Origin of the sequence: Salinimicrobium catena (assembly GCF_900102915.1) — a bacterium.
GTDB classification, from domain to species: Bacteria; Bacteroidota; Bacteroidia; order Flavobacteriales; family Flavobacteriaceae; genus Salinimicrobium; species Salinimicrobium catena.
On record NZ_FNGG01000016.1, the window covers coordinates 1 to 16,080 of the forward strand.

The window sequence follows — 16,080 nt, forward strand, 5'->3', positions numbered from 1 at the left end:
AATGATTTACCACAAACAACACAACTAATCTTTACTGCCAAAAAAAGCTCCCCATGAAGAGGAGCTTTTAGCAATTTTGCGGTCTGGACGAGACTAAATCACCTACATATAACTATCTCTTGCTCTGTACTATGATACAAGTAAATCAGATTAGGTCCCTTTCTAGCATTTTTACACTAGCATAATCCATAGCATCATTTACCCCTCTTTCTATTATTCGATCTACTATTTGCCTGGCAAAAACAAGTAGCTCTTCTCCTTTTTCCTTTAATTCAAAGCTTTCTTTTAAGCTAGATGAAATTTCACTTTGGATTTCTGGATCAATTAATGGTATAGGAATATTAAGAAATTCAGGTTTGTTAATTGCGGTCAATATAGTTCCTGAACAATTTTGTTTCAGAATATTTTGTATCACCTCAGATTTAAAAAGAATTAGCAATGTTTCAGAGTTAATTAAAGAAGAATTAATAACATAAAACCCTGTTGAGCATAAGCTATTGTGATATTTACTCGTAATCAGGGCACAAGACTGTAAGCTTCCCTCTATAGAGCTGATAATTACATCATCTTTCTTAACGATTCTTCTGGCTCTAGAAGGTAATTCCTGACCTGAAGTTACTGTCACGTCTTCAATCGTTCCATCTACCCCTATATTAGAAAGTTCAATGTAATTATACACTTCCTTTTTTTTAGGATTAAAACTCTTATCCTTAAGATTTACTAACTCATACAATGGTTTCCATCCATTAGAGTAGTTGTGAACAATCTCTAGATAGTCATCATATTTAGGTTGATAATACTCCGCATCAAATCTTCCTGAAATGGAAAAACTTTCCGTATATGACTTAATATTTATATTATCAGTGCTAATTTCTTTGCTTAGAGTGTTTAGATTTTTTTCTAACAACAAAGAAGCCTTTTGATTTATCCTCTCTGCAGCAGATAATTTCTGGTAAGCGGTTTCAAATAAATATTCAAATTTCTTTTGTAGTGCTATAGGAATTAATGGAATTTCAATTTCCTTAACTTCTTCAGGATTAACATTGGTTTGATTTATCGATTGTCTAGCTCTCCTCTTTATATCCTTAATTCCATAATTGGAGCTTAAAAATGCAGCCAAGTATTCTGGATACAATAAGCTCTTATCTGGCACGAACCTTACCAAATAGGAGGCAAAAACGAAGTCTCTATCATCTTTTTTCCGATAGATACCTGTCCTTCCAACCCATTCATAAGAATTTGTTCTATTGAACACAACATCTTTATCGTTTAAGACAAAAGTACTAAGTTCTTTATCAGTAATTTCTGCGAATTTAGAAACCTCTGAATCACACAACATGTTGTGAATTTCATTCATTCTGTAGATAGGAATTCCTTCACCCTCCTCATTCATGCTAATAGAAATTCCATACTGGGCTTTTTTTATCGCTTCACCTATCTTAATGTAATCTAGCGTAGGGTTTTTAAAAGGTTCCTGAGTGTAGAATTGACTATCTATCCTGAAATCTTTATTATTTGTGGACTCACTGAATAATTTTTCTTTTACTTCAAGCCCTTTCAACAATTCTTGATAATATCTCTCATTGAAAGGGCTACCTACTTTCCCACTAATGACAGCTTTTCCCTTTTTGCAAATTCTAAAAATGCTTCAGCAATTCCATCTTTTGTCAAACCATCATGATTATATAAATCATGTTTTACAATCAAATGGCCATGAGAGTCTAACAAGAATTCTTCTGAGTCTTTAGGAGTTTTGTTATAATGATTCCCTGGCTCTGCACCTTCTTCTTCTCCTTCCATTTTTAAAGCAGATGCAGGGTAATCCTTCTTTCTTACAAAAATTTTCTCTCCACTGTTGTCTTTGGAAGGTTCTTTCATAGTGGCAAAGAATATTGGGTAATCTTCAACTTTAGGACATAACTTATCATCCCACTTCTGCACAAAGAGAACAGAAGTTTTAGTTCCAGTATGAGGTTTAAAAACATTTCCATGTAATCCCACTACAGCTAATATTCTACAATGTTCAGCAATAAACTCTCTGATATTTTTATCGGTTCCATTATTAAATCTTCCTTGAGGTAAAACCACAGCCATTCTTCCTCCTGGTTTTAAGAAATCTAGGTTTCTTTCAATAAATAAAATATCTCTACCTACCTTTTTTTGATATTTACCATTTGGTTTCTTTCCTAATTCATACTTGGCTAAAATTCTACTTTCTTTAATGTCTCCTGCAAAAGGAGGATTTGCCATTAATACATCAAACTGAAAATCCCTATTACTATCTTTTTCTGCCTTTAATTTCTTAAGATTTCTCCAGCCTTGATAATATGTATCTTGCCATTGTTCATCATCTGTCTTTTCATCCCACCTCTCCCAATCAAGAGTATTTAGATGTAATACATTAGTTTGCCCATCACCTGCAATAAGATTTAAGGTTCTAGCTACTCTCACAGCTTTTTCGTCAAAATCTATAGCAAATACATTATTTTGTACATAGTCTATACATTCTGCAGGTTTATCTTCTGTTGTGAAAAGGTGACTTTTAGGAATACCTTTTTCTTTTAATATTTGCTCCCAAACGTGGAATATACTATGAACTGGGAATCCACAACTTCCAGCAGCAGTATCAATCACTTTTTCATCTACTTGTGGATTCATCATTTTCACGCACATATCTATTACATATCTTGGCGTGAAATACTGTCCTTTTTCTCCCTTACTACTTTTATTAATGAGATATTCAAAAGCCTCATCTACAACATCTAGGTTAGAGTTAAACAGCTTTACATCTTGTAATGAAGATACACATACAGATAAATGTGAAGGGGTAAGCATAATTTTAGAATCATCTGTAAAAACACCCTCCCATTTTTTCTTCGCTTTTTCGAATAAAGCCTGAATTTTTTCCTTTAGTTCATTTTCAGTATCTCCATAATTACGGAATACTAAGTGCCTGGTTTTATTTCTTCCACTCTCCATTTCATCATAGAGCTTGGTAAAAATTAGTTTGAACAGTTCCTCAAACACCTCTACACCTGCATTAGCTAATACTTCATCCTCCATCTCTAAAATCAAATCTTTAAGAGATTTCTTTTCTGTTACCAGCTTATCTTTTTGAACTAAATCATTTATAGTCCATCTTTCCTTTAATATATCCGAAAGTTTCTCTGTAACTCTGGGAATTGTAGGAATATCCTCAAAGTAATTTGGGTCTTTCCTATTGTAAAAGGATATGGAATCACCATTACTCCATACTCCAATAGGAGCACCTGTTGCATTACAATATGATTTTAATTGTTCTTTTCCATCTTTAAGTTTAGGCTTCTTAAGCTCAACCATTATATAAACGGCTCTGGTATCGATCTTATCGAATATGACGATATCAGCCCTCTTCTTTTCTCTTCCAAAACTTACAGCATACTCTAGCTCCATCCTCTCAAAAGGATAACCAAATTCATCATGAAGCTTTTTTAAGTACAATTGCCTAACAATTTCTTCAGGTGTCAGTTTAATTTCCTTTCGTCTAACAAGGCAAGTGGCATAAGGAACTTCCTTCCCTCTAACTTCTTTAACTGAGATAGACCTTTCTAACTCTAAAATCTGGTCTTGATTAAATTGAGTTATTTTATAATTAGAATCTTTAAGTATTTCGTTTAGTTTCATAAGAAAAAAATCTATTTCTTTTTAAATCTGCGGTTTATGTATTCTATTAATTTTGGCCCTTCCAATTTATCTGTAGCTGGATTTGTTCTGATGTAAAAATCCTGATTATCATAAAAACAGGCTTCTTCTGAGGGTTGACATTCTACCACTAAAAGTATTTGTCCTAAAACATCATAAAGGTCATAATCTATAAGAGGATAGAATTCTGATCCAATTTTAGAGTTTAGAGCATTTTTAAAGTGTAGTAAATATCTATCCTTGCTTTGAAAGAAATCTTCAGCAACACCTTTAACAACACCTTCATCAGAAACGCCCACAATAAGAGTTCCTCCATTAGAATTTAGAAAACCTACTATATTTTTCAATGAAGATTTCTCTATCTCTTTATCCTTCTTACCAGTTCTTATATTTTTGGAAAAAGTTTCTTTAAATTCAATAGTTTTCCCCTCTCCTTTCCTGATTAGACTCAAAATTTCATCCTCCTTTGACAGTGACTGCAAAGAAACCTTAATTGAATCAAATTTCTCATTAATCACATTGACATTTTTTGGGTTTAGACTTAATTCAACCTTTAAGTCATCTATTACTTCTCTTAATTCATCAAGTTTTAAAGAGGTATTAACCAATAATTTTTGTTCAGAAAGTTCTGGAATTGCAACGTAACTTTCCAGTACCTCATTTCTTTTTCTACTAGGAATCATATTCCCCGATTCCATTGAAGACATTATCAGTTGACCGAGTTCAGACTGAAAGAAAAGATAGAGATATTCTGCATCAACAATATTTGAATTAAGAATAATTTGAAAGTAATGCTTTGGTTTTAAAATAAAACCTGAGTTATTAGATGCTACATCAGATGAGCCAAATTTGGGAATAAATATAGCGTTATCCTTTTCTTCAAATAAATCTTCTGTGGTGTTAATTTCTAAAGCAATCTCCGAAAATTTATATTCTTCATACTCTTTATACTGAGATTTTAAATTTCTTATTTGTGATAAAATTTTATAATTTTTGAAGGATTTAAAATCTCGGTGCACCCAAATGCCCTCATCAAGGTTATCACCTGATTGATGACTAAAATTATAATTAACATCTTCAGCATTCATGGAGTTGAGCTCGGCTATAAAAAGTTTTTCACTGTTTTTTCGAGACATCCCGATTAAAATAGGCGTAAATGCTGAATGAGGTATATAAATGCCTTCAGGAATATTTAAAACCATATTTAGATAAAATCCTTGTTCCTCAAGTTTCCCCATAAAATGGTCACCCATTTTACTGTACAAAAGCAATGGTTCTACAACAAAAAAACCCATTCCTGTTGGATTTAAATGTTTTAGAGAATCGTAAATTTTTATCCAGGTGAAAGGAAATTTTTTGTTTTTGGATAGTTCAAAGCTTTGAGATTTCTTTCCAAAAGAATATGCTCCAAATATGAAATCATACGATTTTTTGATTTGTTGAATATTATTGGCTTTGACATCAAAAGGTATATTTGGATCAATTGTTTTAAGGTGAGACTCTTTTACTTTTAAACTAGAATTGATTGGATTCTTTTGAATAAAAGTTTTTATAAATTCTGATGTAGCGAATTGTCCCTCATTCATTATTAAATATTTTAGGAAGGTTAGCCGTAGGGAAGTTGAAATTAACCTTAATTTACACATGGTGAATTTAGGAATTTTTAAGACTTTAGGGTGCTCAAATTTTACTTTTAAAGTATGTCTCCTCTCTACAATAATCAATCAAAGGAAATTCAAATCAATAAATACATTTCTGAAAAATCAGATGAAATAATTGCCTTTATAAATGAGAACAAAAAAGTTCTTCTCAACGCAAGCCCAGGTAGTGGTAAGACTACTTTCTTTGCCAATCTCTGTATCACCCACCTACAAAATAAAAAGGAAGGAAGGATAATTTTCTGCAGTCCTTACCTAATCATCCAAGGCCAATTCAAAAGAGCACTAGAGAAGAAAAATGTCAATGTTGATCTTGAATTAAATGCAGCCTCTAATAGAAAGCAACTTCTCCCTCAAGACAAAATTATTACTACAACATATAAAAGCTTAAGACTAATTGAAGAGGATCTGCACTCCAATGATTTATTAATAATTGATGAGGCACACTCACTCCTTTATAGTTATAAGAAGGAAGGCAAGAGAGACTTTTTTGTAAAAGCAATTCAAGTTCTATATAAAACTTCAGCTAAAATGGTCTTAATGACAGGTACTCCTTATCATGGTATTTCGAAGTTACTTTCCCTTTCGGAACTGAGAGTGGTAAGGGAGGAAATTAAAGCCAGAGTTAAGGTTGATTATTCAAATACAAAATATTTGGCGGTAGCACTGTCTTTTGCGGAGAACTGTCTTATGCAATACGGTAAGGAAAAATTAAATGTGATATACATAAGAAACACTAAAAAATGTGATTCAATAAAAAGTGCTATTGAGGATAATTTTAAGTGTAAAGCTTTTGTCTTGACATCTAAGAGAAAACAAACAGCGGTTTATAAAACTCTGGAAAAAGAATCTTTCATTCAAAAAGATTACCAGTTTTTAATTACTACCAATGTCATTAGCACTGGCGCCAATATACTTAATAACAATATTGGAAAGGCTCTAATGATAGATGAGTTCAATCCAACAGAAATAAAACAATTCTCTAAAAGATTCCGCAAGAAACCTGATATAGAAATTGAAATTGTAAACAAAAATTATCTTAAGAATGAAAGACCTGTAGAAGAGGTTAGACAGGAATTAATAGAGGAAAGAAATCATCAAAGGTTTTTTTATCAAAGACTGTTAGATGCTATAAAAGTTTTTTATACAGGGGAGGAAAACTTATTCAAATTTGATAGGAATTTTCATAATGAAACCTTTATTGGATCTCCAGTTCAATTGTTAGAAAACACAATAGAAAGATTGGTTATTCAGGAAGCTTATTTTGTAGAGCAAATATCCTACACCTTTAATACACCAAAAGAATTGGTAAAGGCATTAAATAAACATGATGATGTAACCTCAGTTCTAACTGAATCCATAGATGACAACCCCCAAATAGATGACGGAATTTATAAACAATTGGATGACTTAAAGTTCCAGTCAATTATTTCAGATTTTATTGTGCGTCAGGATATTTATTTTCAAACTCTCCTTCATTATTTCACCTCTATTAAGGATGCTTATGAAAAGTGGAAGTTAGAAGATTTCTTGAAAGCTAGGAGAAATATTCAGAATATTAGAAAGAAAGATCTTGACAAAGATATTTTAGAAATAATCACTCAATTTGATTTTATTTCCCGAATCCTCTACCCTTTATACACAGTAGATGAATTTATACAAGACATTCCAAAGAGTCTCTACTTTATAAAAACCACTCCCACCAATAAAAGGAAATCCACTTTAATATCTCTCCATATTAATGACCTCTTTAGACGTTACCTGAATCTAGATTATCAACAATATCCTCTACACCCTCCTTCATTAAAAAGGAAAAAAAATATTAACTCGTTAACTCTAAGGGAAGATGCAGTTACTTCCTCCACCCTAAATCTTCTAATCAAAACATACTCCTATCTGACCTCGTATGACTATATTAATTATGAGGTTTTAAATAAATACCTCCTCGATGCTGAGCTTAAATTTCCACTAAAATCAAGTTTTATTTTAGATGAAATAGAAATTGAATTACCTTCAAAAGAGGTTATTAATTATAAAAAGAACTTGCTAATAGGCCTTGTAAATGGCCTTTTTTATATCAACCCCAATCAGAAATATAGAAAGGACCCTAAAGGCAATAGAAAAGCTACATATATGTTTGAACTAAATTTGCCAAATATTAATGAAGCTAAAACCACACTTCAGAAGAAAGAAAGAAAAGTTATTCATGACCAACAAGAAAAATTGGATTTTCAATTAGCTACTCGAAGGTTCAGTTATCCAAAATTAAATCCATCCCCAAGATTTATCACTTCTAAAAATTTGATACTCCATAAACTTTTGGATGATGAATATTACTATTTAATAGAGGATATAGAAAATTAGAATCCTCATGCAGATTTATCCCTTATATTTTATATATAGAGATTTCTCTAAATGAGATAAATCTGCACAGATTCTTGCAATTGCACATTTTCAGTGGTTTTGATTATGAGGAGTAAACCATCTCAAAAGCTTGGTTATCCAAAATACAGCATAAACTCCTTTTTTCTTATTATTATATAGCGATTTCAATCATCCAAGATTTCAAAATGGTTATAGAAATAAGCTCGCCCTCCTACAATAAAAACAGTAGTGAGATCTGAAGTGACCTTAACTGACTCAACCACTACCTCTTCTCCTTCCTTCAAATCACCAATATGGTGCTTCACAAGCACTTTAAAGGGACAGAATAGGAGTTTTAGCAGGTTATTCCATGTCACTATATACAATGCAGTAGGCGAGCTATATTTCAAAATTTCTGCTAACTGCTTCTCATTCATTCTACTCAAAACAGCTATAATATTAATTATGGAGGAACCAATTCCTAGCACCACTTTGCAGCGAATTAACGAGGTTGTTGGTTAACTCGTATGCATTTACAGATCTCTCAAAATTGTTGTCAATATAAGAGCTCTTGTTAGCTTCAGTAAAAAGATTATAAAGCTTCCACAGATTAATAGAACCGTCATCACTCCGCTTAAAATTTGGACAGGAGTAGTAATTCTTTACAACTGTATTAATCTGCCCATCATTTAAGCTTACTGGAAATAACTTTTTCTGCTCAGACTTATCCATAAACTGATACATTCTAAGCTTACCGACAAAATGAGCAAATTGCTCTTCTGTGATTAGGTATCTACTCATCCTCTCCATTAAACCTAAATGATGCTCTCGGTCGTATTGTTGTAACAAGCCCTCTACAGCAAATGAGAGTTGGTCAACATCAGTAACCTTAATCTGATTTGCCAATCCATCAGTACTTATACAGAGGTTGGTACAAACCATGTTTTTGAAGCCAATAAAAACTTTAAATTTTTCAGGACTCTTTTTACTGAATAGGTTCTCCTGATTGTAAGCTCTCACACCCCCAATTGTCAAGGCAAGGTTATTACCATTCACATTCTCTACCACCTCAGGTATTTCCATTACAAAAGCACACCTCTCATAATAAAGAGTTTTTTCATGCTCTAGTAATTCCTTTGCAGGCTTACCTATTGCAGAAGGGATTCTCCCTTTAATTAAATGGGAGATTCTAATGTCTGGTTCAGCTACTTGAAATTCTGGGAAAAGATCCTGTGCTATTTCTCTGGTCTTTTGCACAAACTGATAATGGCTGATTGTACTTTCATTATCCTTGGCAAACACAGGGATTATACAGTCTTTCCTTAAATGTTCAAGAGTAACTTGTTTTGTATTTGCTTCAATAAAATTCCTACTTGTATTTGATACTATTTCCTCTCCGCCTACTATTTGATTTTGTAGGGGGCTATTGACTACTAATTCCATTTTCTATAGTTTTTGATTGTTCAACTTTTCTTTCTTCTATTACCTGAGAATTAGTATTCTCAATGATTGTTTTCCTCTGCATAACCAAAGGGTATATTTCCTTTGATAAAGCAGGATATTTCTCATAAATGTGTTTAAGACCCCCTAAATGATGACAGTTTGAAATTTCCTTTTTCACTTTTTCAAGTGATACACCTTCTGTGCACCAAGCCTTTAATTTTTTACCTGTTGAAGCATTTATTATAAATTCAGGTTTATCCATGAAAAGACCTGTTCTGTCCTTAGATGCTTTCACCAGATGATTGTCATTAATTAGCTCGAAATTGACCGTTAACTCATACTCAAACCCTTCCCTGGTAATCTCCTTGGTTCCAAGCTTCATCACCTTGGTTTTGCCATTCATATCTCTATCTAAAGAGTAATCAACCTTACGTCGTGTAGTAGCAATTACGTGACTGCTGGACTGCACCAGTGCATCTATAAATTTGTTATGTTCAGGAGTTACTTTGCTCCAATCTTGAAATCTTCCACCTAACTGTTCATGCATTTCAAGGCACCCTCCCTTACCTGACCATTCGTGACTGATCGAGTCCACTATAATAACTTCCATTCCTGCTTCTTCACAGAGCTTAATAGCCTGTATATATCTTGCAGGAGTATATGGTTCATCAAGATTTAAAACGTTGAATTGTCCTAAGTGGGAATAGAGACTAGCAGAATTATTTTCAGTATCAATAACTGCAATCTTTCCCCAATCATTAGTTATCCCGTACGCTAATAAAAGGGCTGAATAAGTTTTACCATATCCACTTGGGCCACTTAAACCTATTCTTAATTTAACTTGGCTTCTTTGCGCCTGTTGTAATTTCATAATTTAGATTTGATTAGTTGTTGTCATTGGATTCCTTATAGTTTCCAACAAGACAGATTAGACATAAAAAAAGGGTCTCTATTTCTAGAAACCCTTTGTACTTTTAGCAGGATTATTCTTAAATGACAGATTCCATTTCTTCTATATTTCGAGAGATAATTTCTTCCCTTTCATTTTCTTCAGCATCTTGTTCATCAGTAAAATATCTGTTCCTGAATGTAAGAGTGCTGATTTCTCCTGTAGATGGATCTGTGTATTCATAAGGTTCCACTTCCACCCTTTTAACCAATCCAGGCATTTTAGTTCCAATAAGCTCCTTACAAGTCGTTTCATTAAAGGTGCATGAAACTAAAGCTGTCTTTGCAGTAAAGTAAACATTATTGGTTTCTTTACTTTTTACAGCTTCAAGATCTCCTTGTACTACAAGAGAATGAAAGGTTTTTCCTTCCTCATTTTCAAATGATTTAAAGCCCACAATTGTTACCATAGTAATTTCAATTTTTAGAATTATACATTTATTTCAGAGGATATCTCCTCAAAACCTGAGGCGAGTAGGTTGATCTTTAGGTTTTAAAAAGTAAAAAGCCATCACTTAAAAAACTACTGTAGCTTCTAAGCAATGGCTGAGGATTGTTTGGGCGGTGCGGGGGTATGCCCATTCTTAAAAATTAAGGGGGGGGGTAGGGGCTTTTATTATAACGCATTTTCGTTGAAAAAAATTTTAAAAAATTAAATTTTCAATACATCTCCATTGGAAAAGACTATTGCCTTAATACTAGCAACCAGTTTAATTGTATGAGCTTTAGCAAAATTTTTAGCGTAGTTATATCGCTCTGCCTGGTGGTATTGATGGCCATAATTTATAGCCCCACCAACGTTATAGTAACTGTAACCACTTGCATCTTTTCCTAGTGAGCTGGGCAATTCAAAAATGACGTTCTCAAATTGTGCTAACTCTTCATTAAACAAGTCTTTAATAATAATATCAAACTTCACAGCCACTATATCTTTAAATCCCACCATACTAGCCATAGTAGTCCGTCGTATATCTTTGATTCTATAGGAAAAGTTGGTCTCAAGCTGCTCCTCTTTCCAAGTAGGATCATCTAATGAAATTTCAACTATTTCTGCTGGTTTCATTATCTTTCTAATGGAATCTTTTAGACTGCGAACTCTTTGTTTATAGTCCTTTACTGAATAGGTGATAGAAGCATCTTTATATGAATTAATAAAGCCTGTATATTTATTATTTTCATAGGAGGGAAGAGAAAATTCTATATCATAATCCTTTTCATACCAAACAAAAGTCTTAGGTTGGTTCTGCCTAATGCTATCCTTCTCTTCTTCAGTCAGCTTACTTACTCTACGCTCATGAAGACTATCAAGAAGTTCTTGAGCCTCTTTTGGAAATTCATAATTTTCTTGAGGGTAAATTATCGTGTCATGTTGCCCATACCATTTCTGATAGGTTTTTAGAATCTGGTCAACCTTAACTTTAGAAATTGGCCCCAAACCTTTGTAATAAGTAGGTTCAGGCCTATAGATAGTGTCCTCTCTTAGATATATTCTCAACTGTCTGAGGGTTTTAGTATCAAATTGATCAGGATTAAAACCAATAGATAGAGTCAATTGATCAGAGGTAATTGGAAAGTGATATTCATAGAAGGAATATTTGTCTTCTTTATCCTCAATAATATCCTTTGCCAACAAGTAATTTTTCACCTCTTCTAAGGAGCCTGTCCTAAAATCCACCTTACTAATTGGATCTATAGAAGTCTGGCTGTTAACTGTAGAGCTGAAGGTGAATAATGTAAGTATTAAAACAAGGTGTAGAAGTTTTTTCATATTAAATAGAATTACTTAAGAATAAAAGTAGGCAAATATGCCTATAGATTAAACCTGAAGCTCCACGAATTTTAACCTGTGGAATATTCAAGTGAAAAAGAGTTTTTAATAGCATTTGGTAAAAATTTGCGCAGAGTAAGAATAGCTCAAGGTTTTACACAGGCACAACTAGCCAATGATCTTGGCGTAGAAATCTCCCAAATCAGCAGAATTGAGAGAGGAATAATAAATACATCTGTAGGGAATGTAAATGCTATATCTCTAGCTTTACGTGTAGATATCAAGGATCTATTTGATCTTTCTTAATCCACTAAAAATCTGTAATATCGTTCACCCTCACCATCTGGAGAAGGCTCTATAACATCAATAATTTCTATTTTATTTTGGTAGGGTATTCTTATTGTAGTTGGGAATTTTCCGTCCTTTGACACACATTTTATAATTAGATCCTTTCCAGCAGATCCCTCTGTTAACTCTGATGTGACTTCTTGAATCTTCAATGTATGAATGTCCTTTCCCTCAGGAGTTTCAGTTGCGATATGTACTTCTGATTCTTGAATGGTTATTGTGCGATTTATTTCCTCAATAATTCCAGAAGGAAAATGTTGTGTGTAAGGTGAATTATAAGTTTGGGAATAACTTATAAAAGGGAAAACAAGTATAAAAAAGTAAACTACCCATTTCATTCTGTTAATTTATTATTTAAAATGTTATTTTTGCGCTTTTTGTAAAGATATTTTTAAACATGCCTACAGAACAGGAGTTATTATTAGAGGGAGTTTTTAATTGGGAAAATATAAAAGAGGAATTTGATCCACCCGATTTGTTGTTAGGAAATGGATTTAGCATGCAATTTTCTGGAAATTTTGCTTATCCATCTCTTTTTGCACTTTTCCTTGAAAATTGTAATGAGCAGTATAGGAGTCTATTTCGAGAGTTTAATACTACTAATTTTGAGCTTATACTAAAGTATCTGACCTACACAATCAAAGTCAACACGGTACTCAACCTACCTACTCAACCAGTTGTAAATGCTTTAGAAGAATTAAAAAACGGCTTAATAAGAACCATAGAACAAGTTCATCCCAGAGCTGAAGACATAGAATTTCCTCAATTAGAAGTAGTAGCAGAAAAGCTGAGAGGATTCAACAATATTTACACCACAAATTACGATTTGTACCTTTATCATATCATAATGCTGTCCCATGATAGAAGTAAGACAGATAAAACATATGTACCCTATCAGGACTGGTTTTGGGGTAGACATAATGCTCCAAATGGTTTTAGGGAATTTATGGATTATCAGAATCGGACTTTTAAGCATATCTATTATTTACATGGCTCCTTATTTATTTTCAAACATGGTTTGTACACTATTAAATTAATTAAGGATGAACATGGACAAGAATTAATAGAATCTATTGGCGATGAGATAAGAGCAAACAATTTTCCTCTCTTTGTATCGGAAGGTGCAGGATCTCAGAAAAAAGAAAGAATACAAGATAATAGCTATCTCCGATTCTGTTTAGACCAACTAGAAGATTCTGAAGAACCTGTATTAGTATTTGGCAATGCTATGGCTGAATTTGACACTCATATTTTAAGAGCCTTAAAAGCTAAGGACAGAACTATTATTTATAGTATCTATACCCACGACAGAACAATGGATGAAATTAATTTAGAAAAATTTAATTTTCTAGCTAAATTCAATAACTACGGCGGAGAGGTGAAATTTGTAAATTCCTCAACTGTTTTTGGAATTTAATTTTAAATGTACCTTTTTAGAGGAATTTGGAAATTTAATTCTTTTAATTTTTTTCTAACTCGATCAATAGTTATCTGTGAGCACTGCGGATGTATATGAATAGTTTGTATAAGGGCTTTTATATTTATTGGCGGTCTTATGCATTCAAAGCTCCCTAAGTTGTATCCATAAGTTGAAATTCTCAGTTCCCTCTCATGTCTATATTCCCATCTTTTAAATAAGGTTGGAAACCAGTATACCTCCTGATTATAATAAGGTTCTTTAAAATATCTTATAGGTTCAATGTGTATAGGGATGCCAGCATTATCCAATGAGGCGGTAAGGGATTTTATATTTGTTTCAATACAGAAACCATATTTACTGTATTCATTCCACATTTCTAGATCTATCGTATCATTAATATGCCAACAGGATGTGAACGTGGAATTTCTATTTTCTTGAAAACGCTTCTCCATCAAGTTTATTTGCCTCTCTGCTTTTTCTTCATCAAAGCGCTCATCTTCTCTAATTAATACTTTACAAGTATCTGAAGAGATTCCTTCTAAAGGATCTGCAAATCTATCAATCCTACATAAATACAGTGTTCCTGACTCTAGTAGGTCCACTAACTTTTTGTAACCGACATATCTCCAAACATTTTGATCCTCTCTCAGTTTTACTCTTGGAGAAAAAGGAAAGTTCCTAGCTGAAATTGGCGTTAATTCTTCACTGAGAGGCTTTTTATCATCATATGTAATCTCCGCAGCAATTAAATTATTTTCCATTAAACCATATACTGTCTTTCCACGATTGAACCACTTATCTTTAATCTCAATTGTTCCTTTGCTCGTTAAAAGCATAAAACCCTTTCTGTGTTTGAAAGGTAATTGATCTATAGGTCCATGTGCATAAACAACAAAACTGTCATCTCCATCTTCAAAAAAAGTAGGATTTTTAGCTTTCATAAATTATTATTGAGGACAAGGGAATATAATTTTGAGGGATCAAAGCCACCAGGAAATCTAGTGGCTTAATCCCTTCAATATTATAACTTTTCCATAAGTTTATCAACCTCTGAAACCACCTTTTCTTGCAAAATCTGTCCATAATGTGCTTGAGTAATTGTAATACGGGAATGCCCTAAAAGCTTACTTACAACCTCCATTGGCACATCATTCAGAAGTAGCACAGTGGTAGCAAAGGTCTTTCTAGCGATATGGTGAGTTAAATTAATTTTGATGTCACAGAGGTCAGCTATTTCTTTCAGATAAGCATTAAAATGAGCATTAGTCTTAGAAGGCAGGATTTTACCTTGAATTAATATTCCGTCATACTTTTCTAAGACCTTCTGCGCAACAGGTAATAAAGGAATTGAAATAGACTTGCCTGTTTTTTGTCTCTTCATTTTAATCCAATTTCTCCCATCCTCCCCCTGGACAATGTGATTTTTCCTAAGATTGGTCATTTCCTTAAATGCTAATCCTGTGTAACAACAGAACACAAAGCAGTCTCTCACCTCTTCTAACCTCTTATTCCCTAACTCTTTTTCTTGTAGACGGGAAAGCTCAGTTTTGGTAAGATAAACTACCTCCTTTTTTGCTGGTTTAGGTTTGTGCATGAGAAAAGGATTCTTATCCAGATAATCCTGAGCTACAGCAAAGTTTATCATCTTCTTAAATCTCTGGAGGGTTTTATTAATAGTGCTTTGCTGCATCTCCTTTTCTGTCCTGAGGTAATATTCAAAATCTTTAATAAACTGGTATTTCAGCTTATTCAGTTTGATATCTCGCTGCTGAAATTTCCATTTTATAAACTCCTGTAGATGACCCTTTGTGTTTTCAAATTTCTGCCAGGACACTTCTTTGATATCCTTACCTATTAACTTCTGGTAATAATCATTGTGTTCCTTATAAGCCGATAATACACCATACTCCTTTTTAATTTCTTCTCCGTTATAGCTTTTAAGGACATCTTCAACATCAAAATTTTTCTGTTGGATTTGAAGCAATAAAAAAGCCTGACCAAGTTTTTGCTTAATCAGGCTTAATTGAGTATTGATGTATTCTGAGTTTTCAGTTGATTCTATAACTTTCTGTTTCTCCTTACTCCAGTAATCTGGATTGATAAATAAACCTGTAGAGAACTGCTTTCTGGATTTTTCATAGGTAATTCTGCACATTACAGGAGTTAAACCTGCTTTGTTAACTTTCTGCTTCTTGATTAAAAATAATGTTTTCATATGTAGTTGGTTTTAAGTGAATATTAGGTTTAATAGGAGGGTCCCTTTTTATTTGTAGAGGGGTCCCTTAAAAGGTCCCTTTTATTGAAGAAAATTGATGATAATGTAGGAAAGGAGAGAATATTCAAAAGGTGCTATATAACAAAAAAGCCCTTCCCTTAAAGGGAAAAGCTTCTCATTGGTTTACTTCTAAACCCAGGTAAATCAATGATTTACCACAAACAACACAACTAAT

Annotated in this window: 13 protein-coding genes; 3 read left to right on the plus strand and 10 right to left on the minus strand. The window is 33.1% G+C overall.

The annotated features are described in order from the left end of the window. Nucleotides 1-145 precede the first annotated feature (145 nt). Genes BLS64_RS14520 through BLS64_RS14530 form a run of 3 tightly spaced genes read right to left on the minus strand, consistent with a single transcriptional unit; the run spans nucleotide 146 to nucleotide 5,267 of the window. The gene (locus BLS64_RS14520) at nucleotides 146-1,564 is read right to left on the minus strand and encodes a restriction endonuclease subunit S (protein WP_143019345.1); all 1,419 of its coding nucleotides are present in this window, start codon (nucleotides 1,562-1,564) and stop codon (nucleotides 146-148) included. Nucleotides 1,565-1,596: 32 nt separating this feature from the next. Next, complete coding sequence (locus BLS64_RS14525) at nucleotides 1,597-3,663, minus strand: N-6 DNA methylase (RefSeq protein WP_093111935.1); 2,067 nt, start codon at nucleotides 3,661-3,663, stop codon at nucleotides 1,597-1,599. 11 nt (nucleotides 3,664-3,674) lie between these two features. Then, nucleotides 3,675-5,267, minus strand: coding sequence for an ATP-binding protein (locus BLS64_RS14530; RefSeq protein ID WP_176763488.1), 1,593 nt, complete (start codon nucleotides 5,265-5,267; stop codon nucleotides 3,675-3,677). A gap of 114 nt (nucleotides 5,268-5,381) precedes the next feature. Here BLS64_RS14530 and BLS64_RS14535 point away from each other — a divergent pair, with 114 nt between their 5' ends. Next, a complete protein-coding gene (locus BLS64_RS14535; protein WP_093111931.1) occupies nucleotides 5,382-7,703 on the plus strand; it encodes a DEAD/DEAH box helicase family protein in 2,322 nt (773 codons plus the stop codon). A 459-nt stretch (nucleotides 7,704-8,162) separates the two neighbouring features. Here the strand turns inward: BLS64_RS14535 and BLS64_RS14545 are convergent, their stop codons facing one another. From BLS64_RS14545 to BLS64_RS14560, 4 genes are all read right to left on the minus strand, one after another. Next, on the minus strand, nucleotides 8,163-9,146 hold the full coding sequence (locus BLS64_RS14545; protein WP_093111927.1) for a DUF3871 family protein: 984 nt from the start codon (nucleotides 9,144-9,146) through the stop codon (nucleotides 8,163-8,165). Next, the gene (locus BLS64_RS14550; RefSeq protein WP_093111925.1) at nucleotides 9,127-10,017 is read right to left on the minus strand and encodes an AAA family ATPase; all 891 of its coding nucleotides are present in this window, start codon (nucleotides 10,015-10,017) and stop codon (nucleotides 9,127-9,129) included. Before BLS64_RS14550 ends, BLS64_RS14545 begins: the two co-directional genes overlap by 20 nt. Nucleotides 10,018-10,135: 118 nt before the next feature. After that, nucleotides 10,136-10,504: a hypothetical protein gene (locus BLS64_RS14555; protein ID WP_093111923.1), complete on the minus strand. Its 369-nt coding sequence runs from the start codon at nucleotides 10,502-10,504 to the stop codon at nucleotides 10,136-10,138. Between the two features lie 242 nt (nucleotides 10,505-10,746). Next, entirely contained in the window at nucleotides 10,747-11,862 is a 1,116-nt protein-coding gene (locus BLS64_RS14560; protein ID WP_093111921.1) for a hypothetical protein, read from the minus strand. A gap of 78 nt (nucleotides 11,863-11,940) precedes the next feature. On the opposite strand from BLS64_RS14560, the gene BLS64_RS14565 reads away from it, so the two are divergent. After that, nucleotides 11,941-12,168, plus strand: a complete 228-nt coding sequence (locus BLS64_RS14565) for a helix-turn-helix domain-containing protein (protein WP_093111919.1) — start codon at nucleotides 11,941-11,943, stop codon at nucleotides 12,166-12,168. On the opposite strand, the gene BLS64_RS14570 is transcribed toward BLS64_RS14565, so the two are convergent. Next, complete coding sequence (locus BLS64_RS14570) at nucleotides 12,165-12,548, minus strand: hypothetical protein (protein ID WP_093111917.1); 384 nt, start codon at nucleotides 12,546-12,548, stop codon at nucleotides 12,165-12,167. The two genes, BLS64_RS14565 and BLS64_RS14570, sit on opposite strands and share 4 nt — an antisense overlap. Before the next feature lie 59 nt (nucleotides 12,549-12,607). Here BLS64_RS14570 and BLS64_RS14575 point away from each other — a divergent pair, with 59 nt between their 5' ends. After that, the gene (locus BLS64_RS14575) at nucleotides 12,608-13,627 is read left to right on the plus strand and encodes a DUF4917 family protein (RefSeq protein ID WP_093111915.1); all 1,020 of its coding nucleotides are present in this window, start codon (nucleotides 12,608-12,610) and stop codon (nucleotides 13,625-13,627) included. Between the two features lie 2 nt (nucleotides 13,628-13,629). On the opposite strand, the gene BLS64_RS14580 is transcribed toward BLS64_RS14575, so the two are convergent. Together BLS64_RS14580 and BLS64_RS14585 are read right to left on the minus strand one after the other, a co-directional pair. After that, nucleotides 13,630-14,571, minus strand: coding sequence for a DUF2971 domain-containing protein (locus tag BLS64_RS14580; protein WP_093111913.1), 942 nt, complete (start codon nucleotides 14,569-14,571; stop codon nucleotides 13,630-13,632). A gap of 80 nt (nucleotides 14,572-14,651) precedes the next feature. Beyond that, the gene (locus tag BLS64_RS14585; protein ID WP_093111911.1) at nucleotides 14,652-15,845 is read right to left on the minus strand and encodes a site-specific integrase; all 1,194 of its coding nucleotides are present in this window, start codon (nucleotides 15,843-15,845) and stop codon (nucleotides 14,652-14,654) included. Nucleotides 15,846-16,080: the final 235 nt, after the last annotated feature.

What these genes read in the sequence shown, in the direction of transcription:
- BLS64_RS14525 (WP_093111935.1), bottom strand. Translation starts at nt 3,663, where the DNA reads ATGAAACTAAACGAAATACTTAAAGATTCTAATTATAAAATAACTCAA.
- BLS64_RS14530 (WP_176763488.1), bottom strand. Translation starts at nt 5,267, where the DNA reads ATGAATGAGGGACAATTCGCTACATCAGAATTTATAAAAACTTTTATT.
- BLS64_RS14535 (WP_093111931.1), top strand. Translation starts at nt 5,382, where the DNA reads ATGTCTCCTCTCTACAATAATCAATCAAAGGAAATTCAAATCAATAAA.
- BLS64_RS14545 (WP_093111927.1), bottom strand. Translation starts at nt 9,146, where the DNA reads ATGGAATTAGTAGTCAATAGCCCCCTACAAAATCAAATAGTAGGCGGA.
- BLS64_RS14550 (WP_093111925.1), bottom strand. Translation starts at nt 10,017, where the DNA reads ATGAAATTACAACAGGCGCAAAGAAGCCAAGTTAAATTAAGAATAGGT.
- BLS64_RS14555 (WP_093111923.1), bottom strand. Translation starts at nt 10,504, where the DNA reads ATGGTAACAATTGTGGGCTTTAAATCATTTGAAAATGAGGAAGGAAAA.
- BLS64_RS14560 (WP_093111921.1), bottom strand. Translation starts at nt 11,862, where the DNA reads ATGAAAAAACTTCTACACCTTGTTTTAATACTTACATTATTCACCTTC.
- BLS64_RS14570 (WP_093111917.1), bottom strand. Translation starts at nt 12,548, where the DNA reads ATGAAATGGGTAGTTTACTTTTTTATACTTGTTTTCCCTTTTATAAGT.
- BLS64_RS14575 (WP_093111915.1), top strand. Translation starts at nt 12,608, where the DNA reads ATGCCTACAGAACAGGAGTTATTATTAGAGGGAGTTTTTAATTGGGAA.
- BLS64_RS14580 (WP_093111913.1), bottom strand. Translation starts at nt 14,571, where the DNA reads ATGAAAGCTAAAAATCCTACTTTTTTTGAAGATGGAGATGACAGTTTT.
- BLS64_RS14585 (WP_093111911.1), bottom strand. Translation starts at nt 15,845, where the DNA reads ATGAAAACATTATTTTTAATCAAGAAGCAGAAAGTTAACAAAGCAGGT.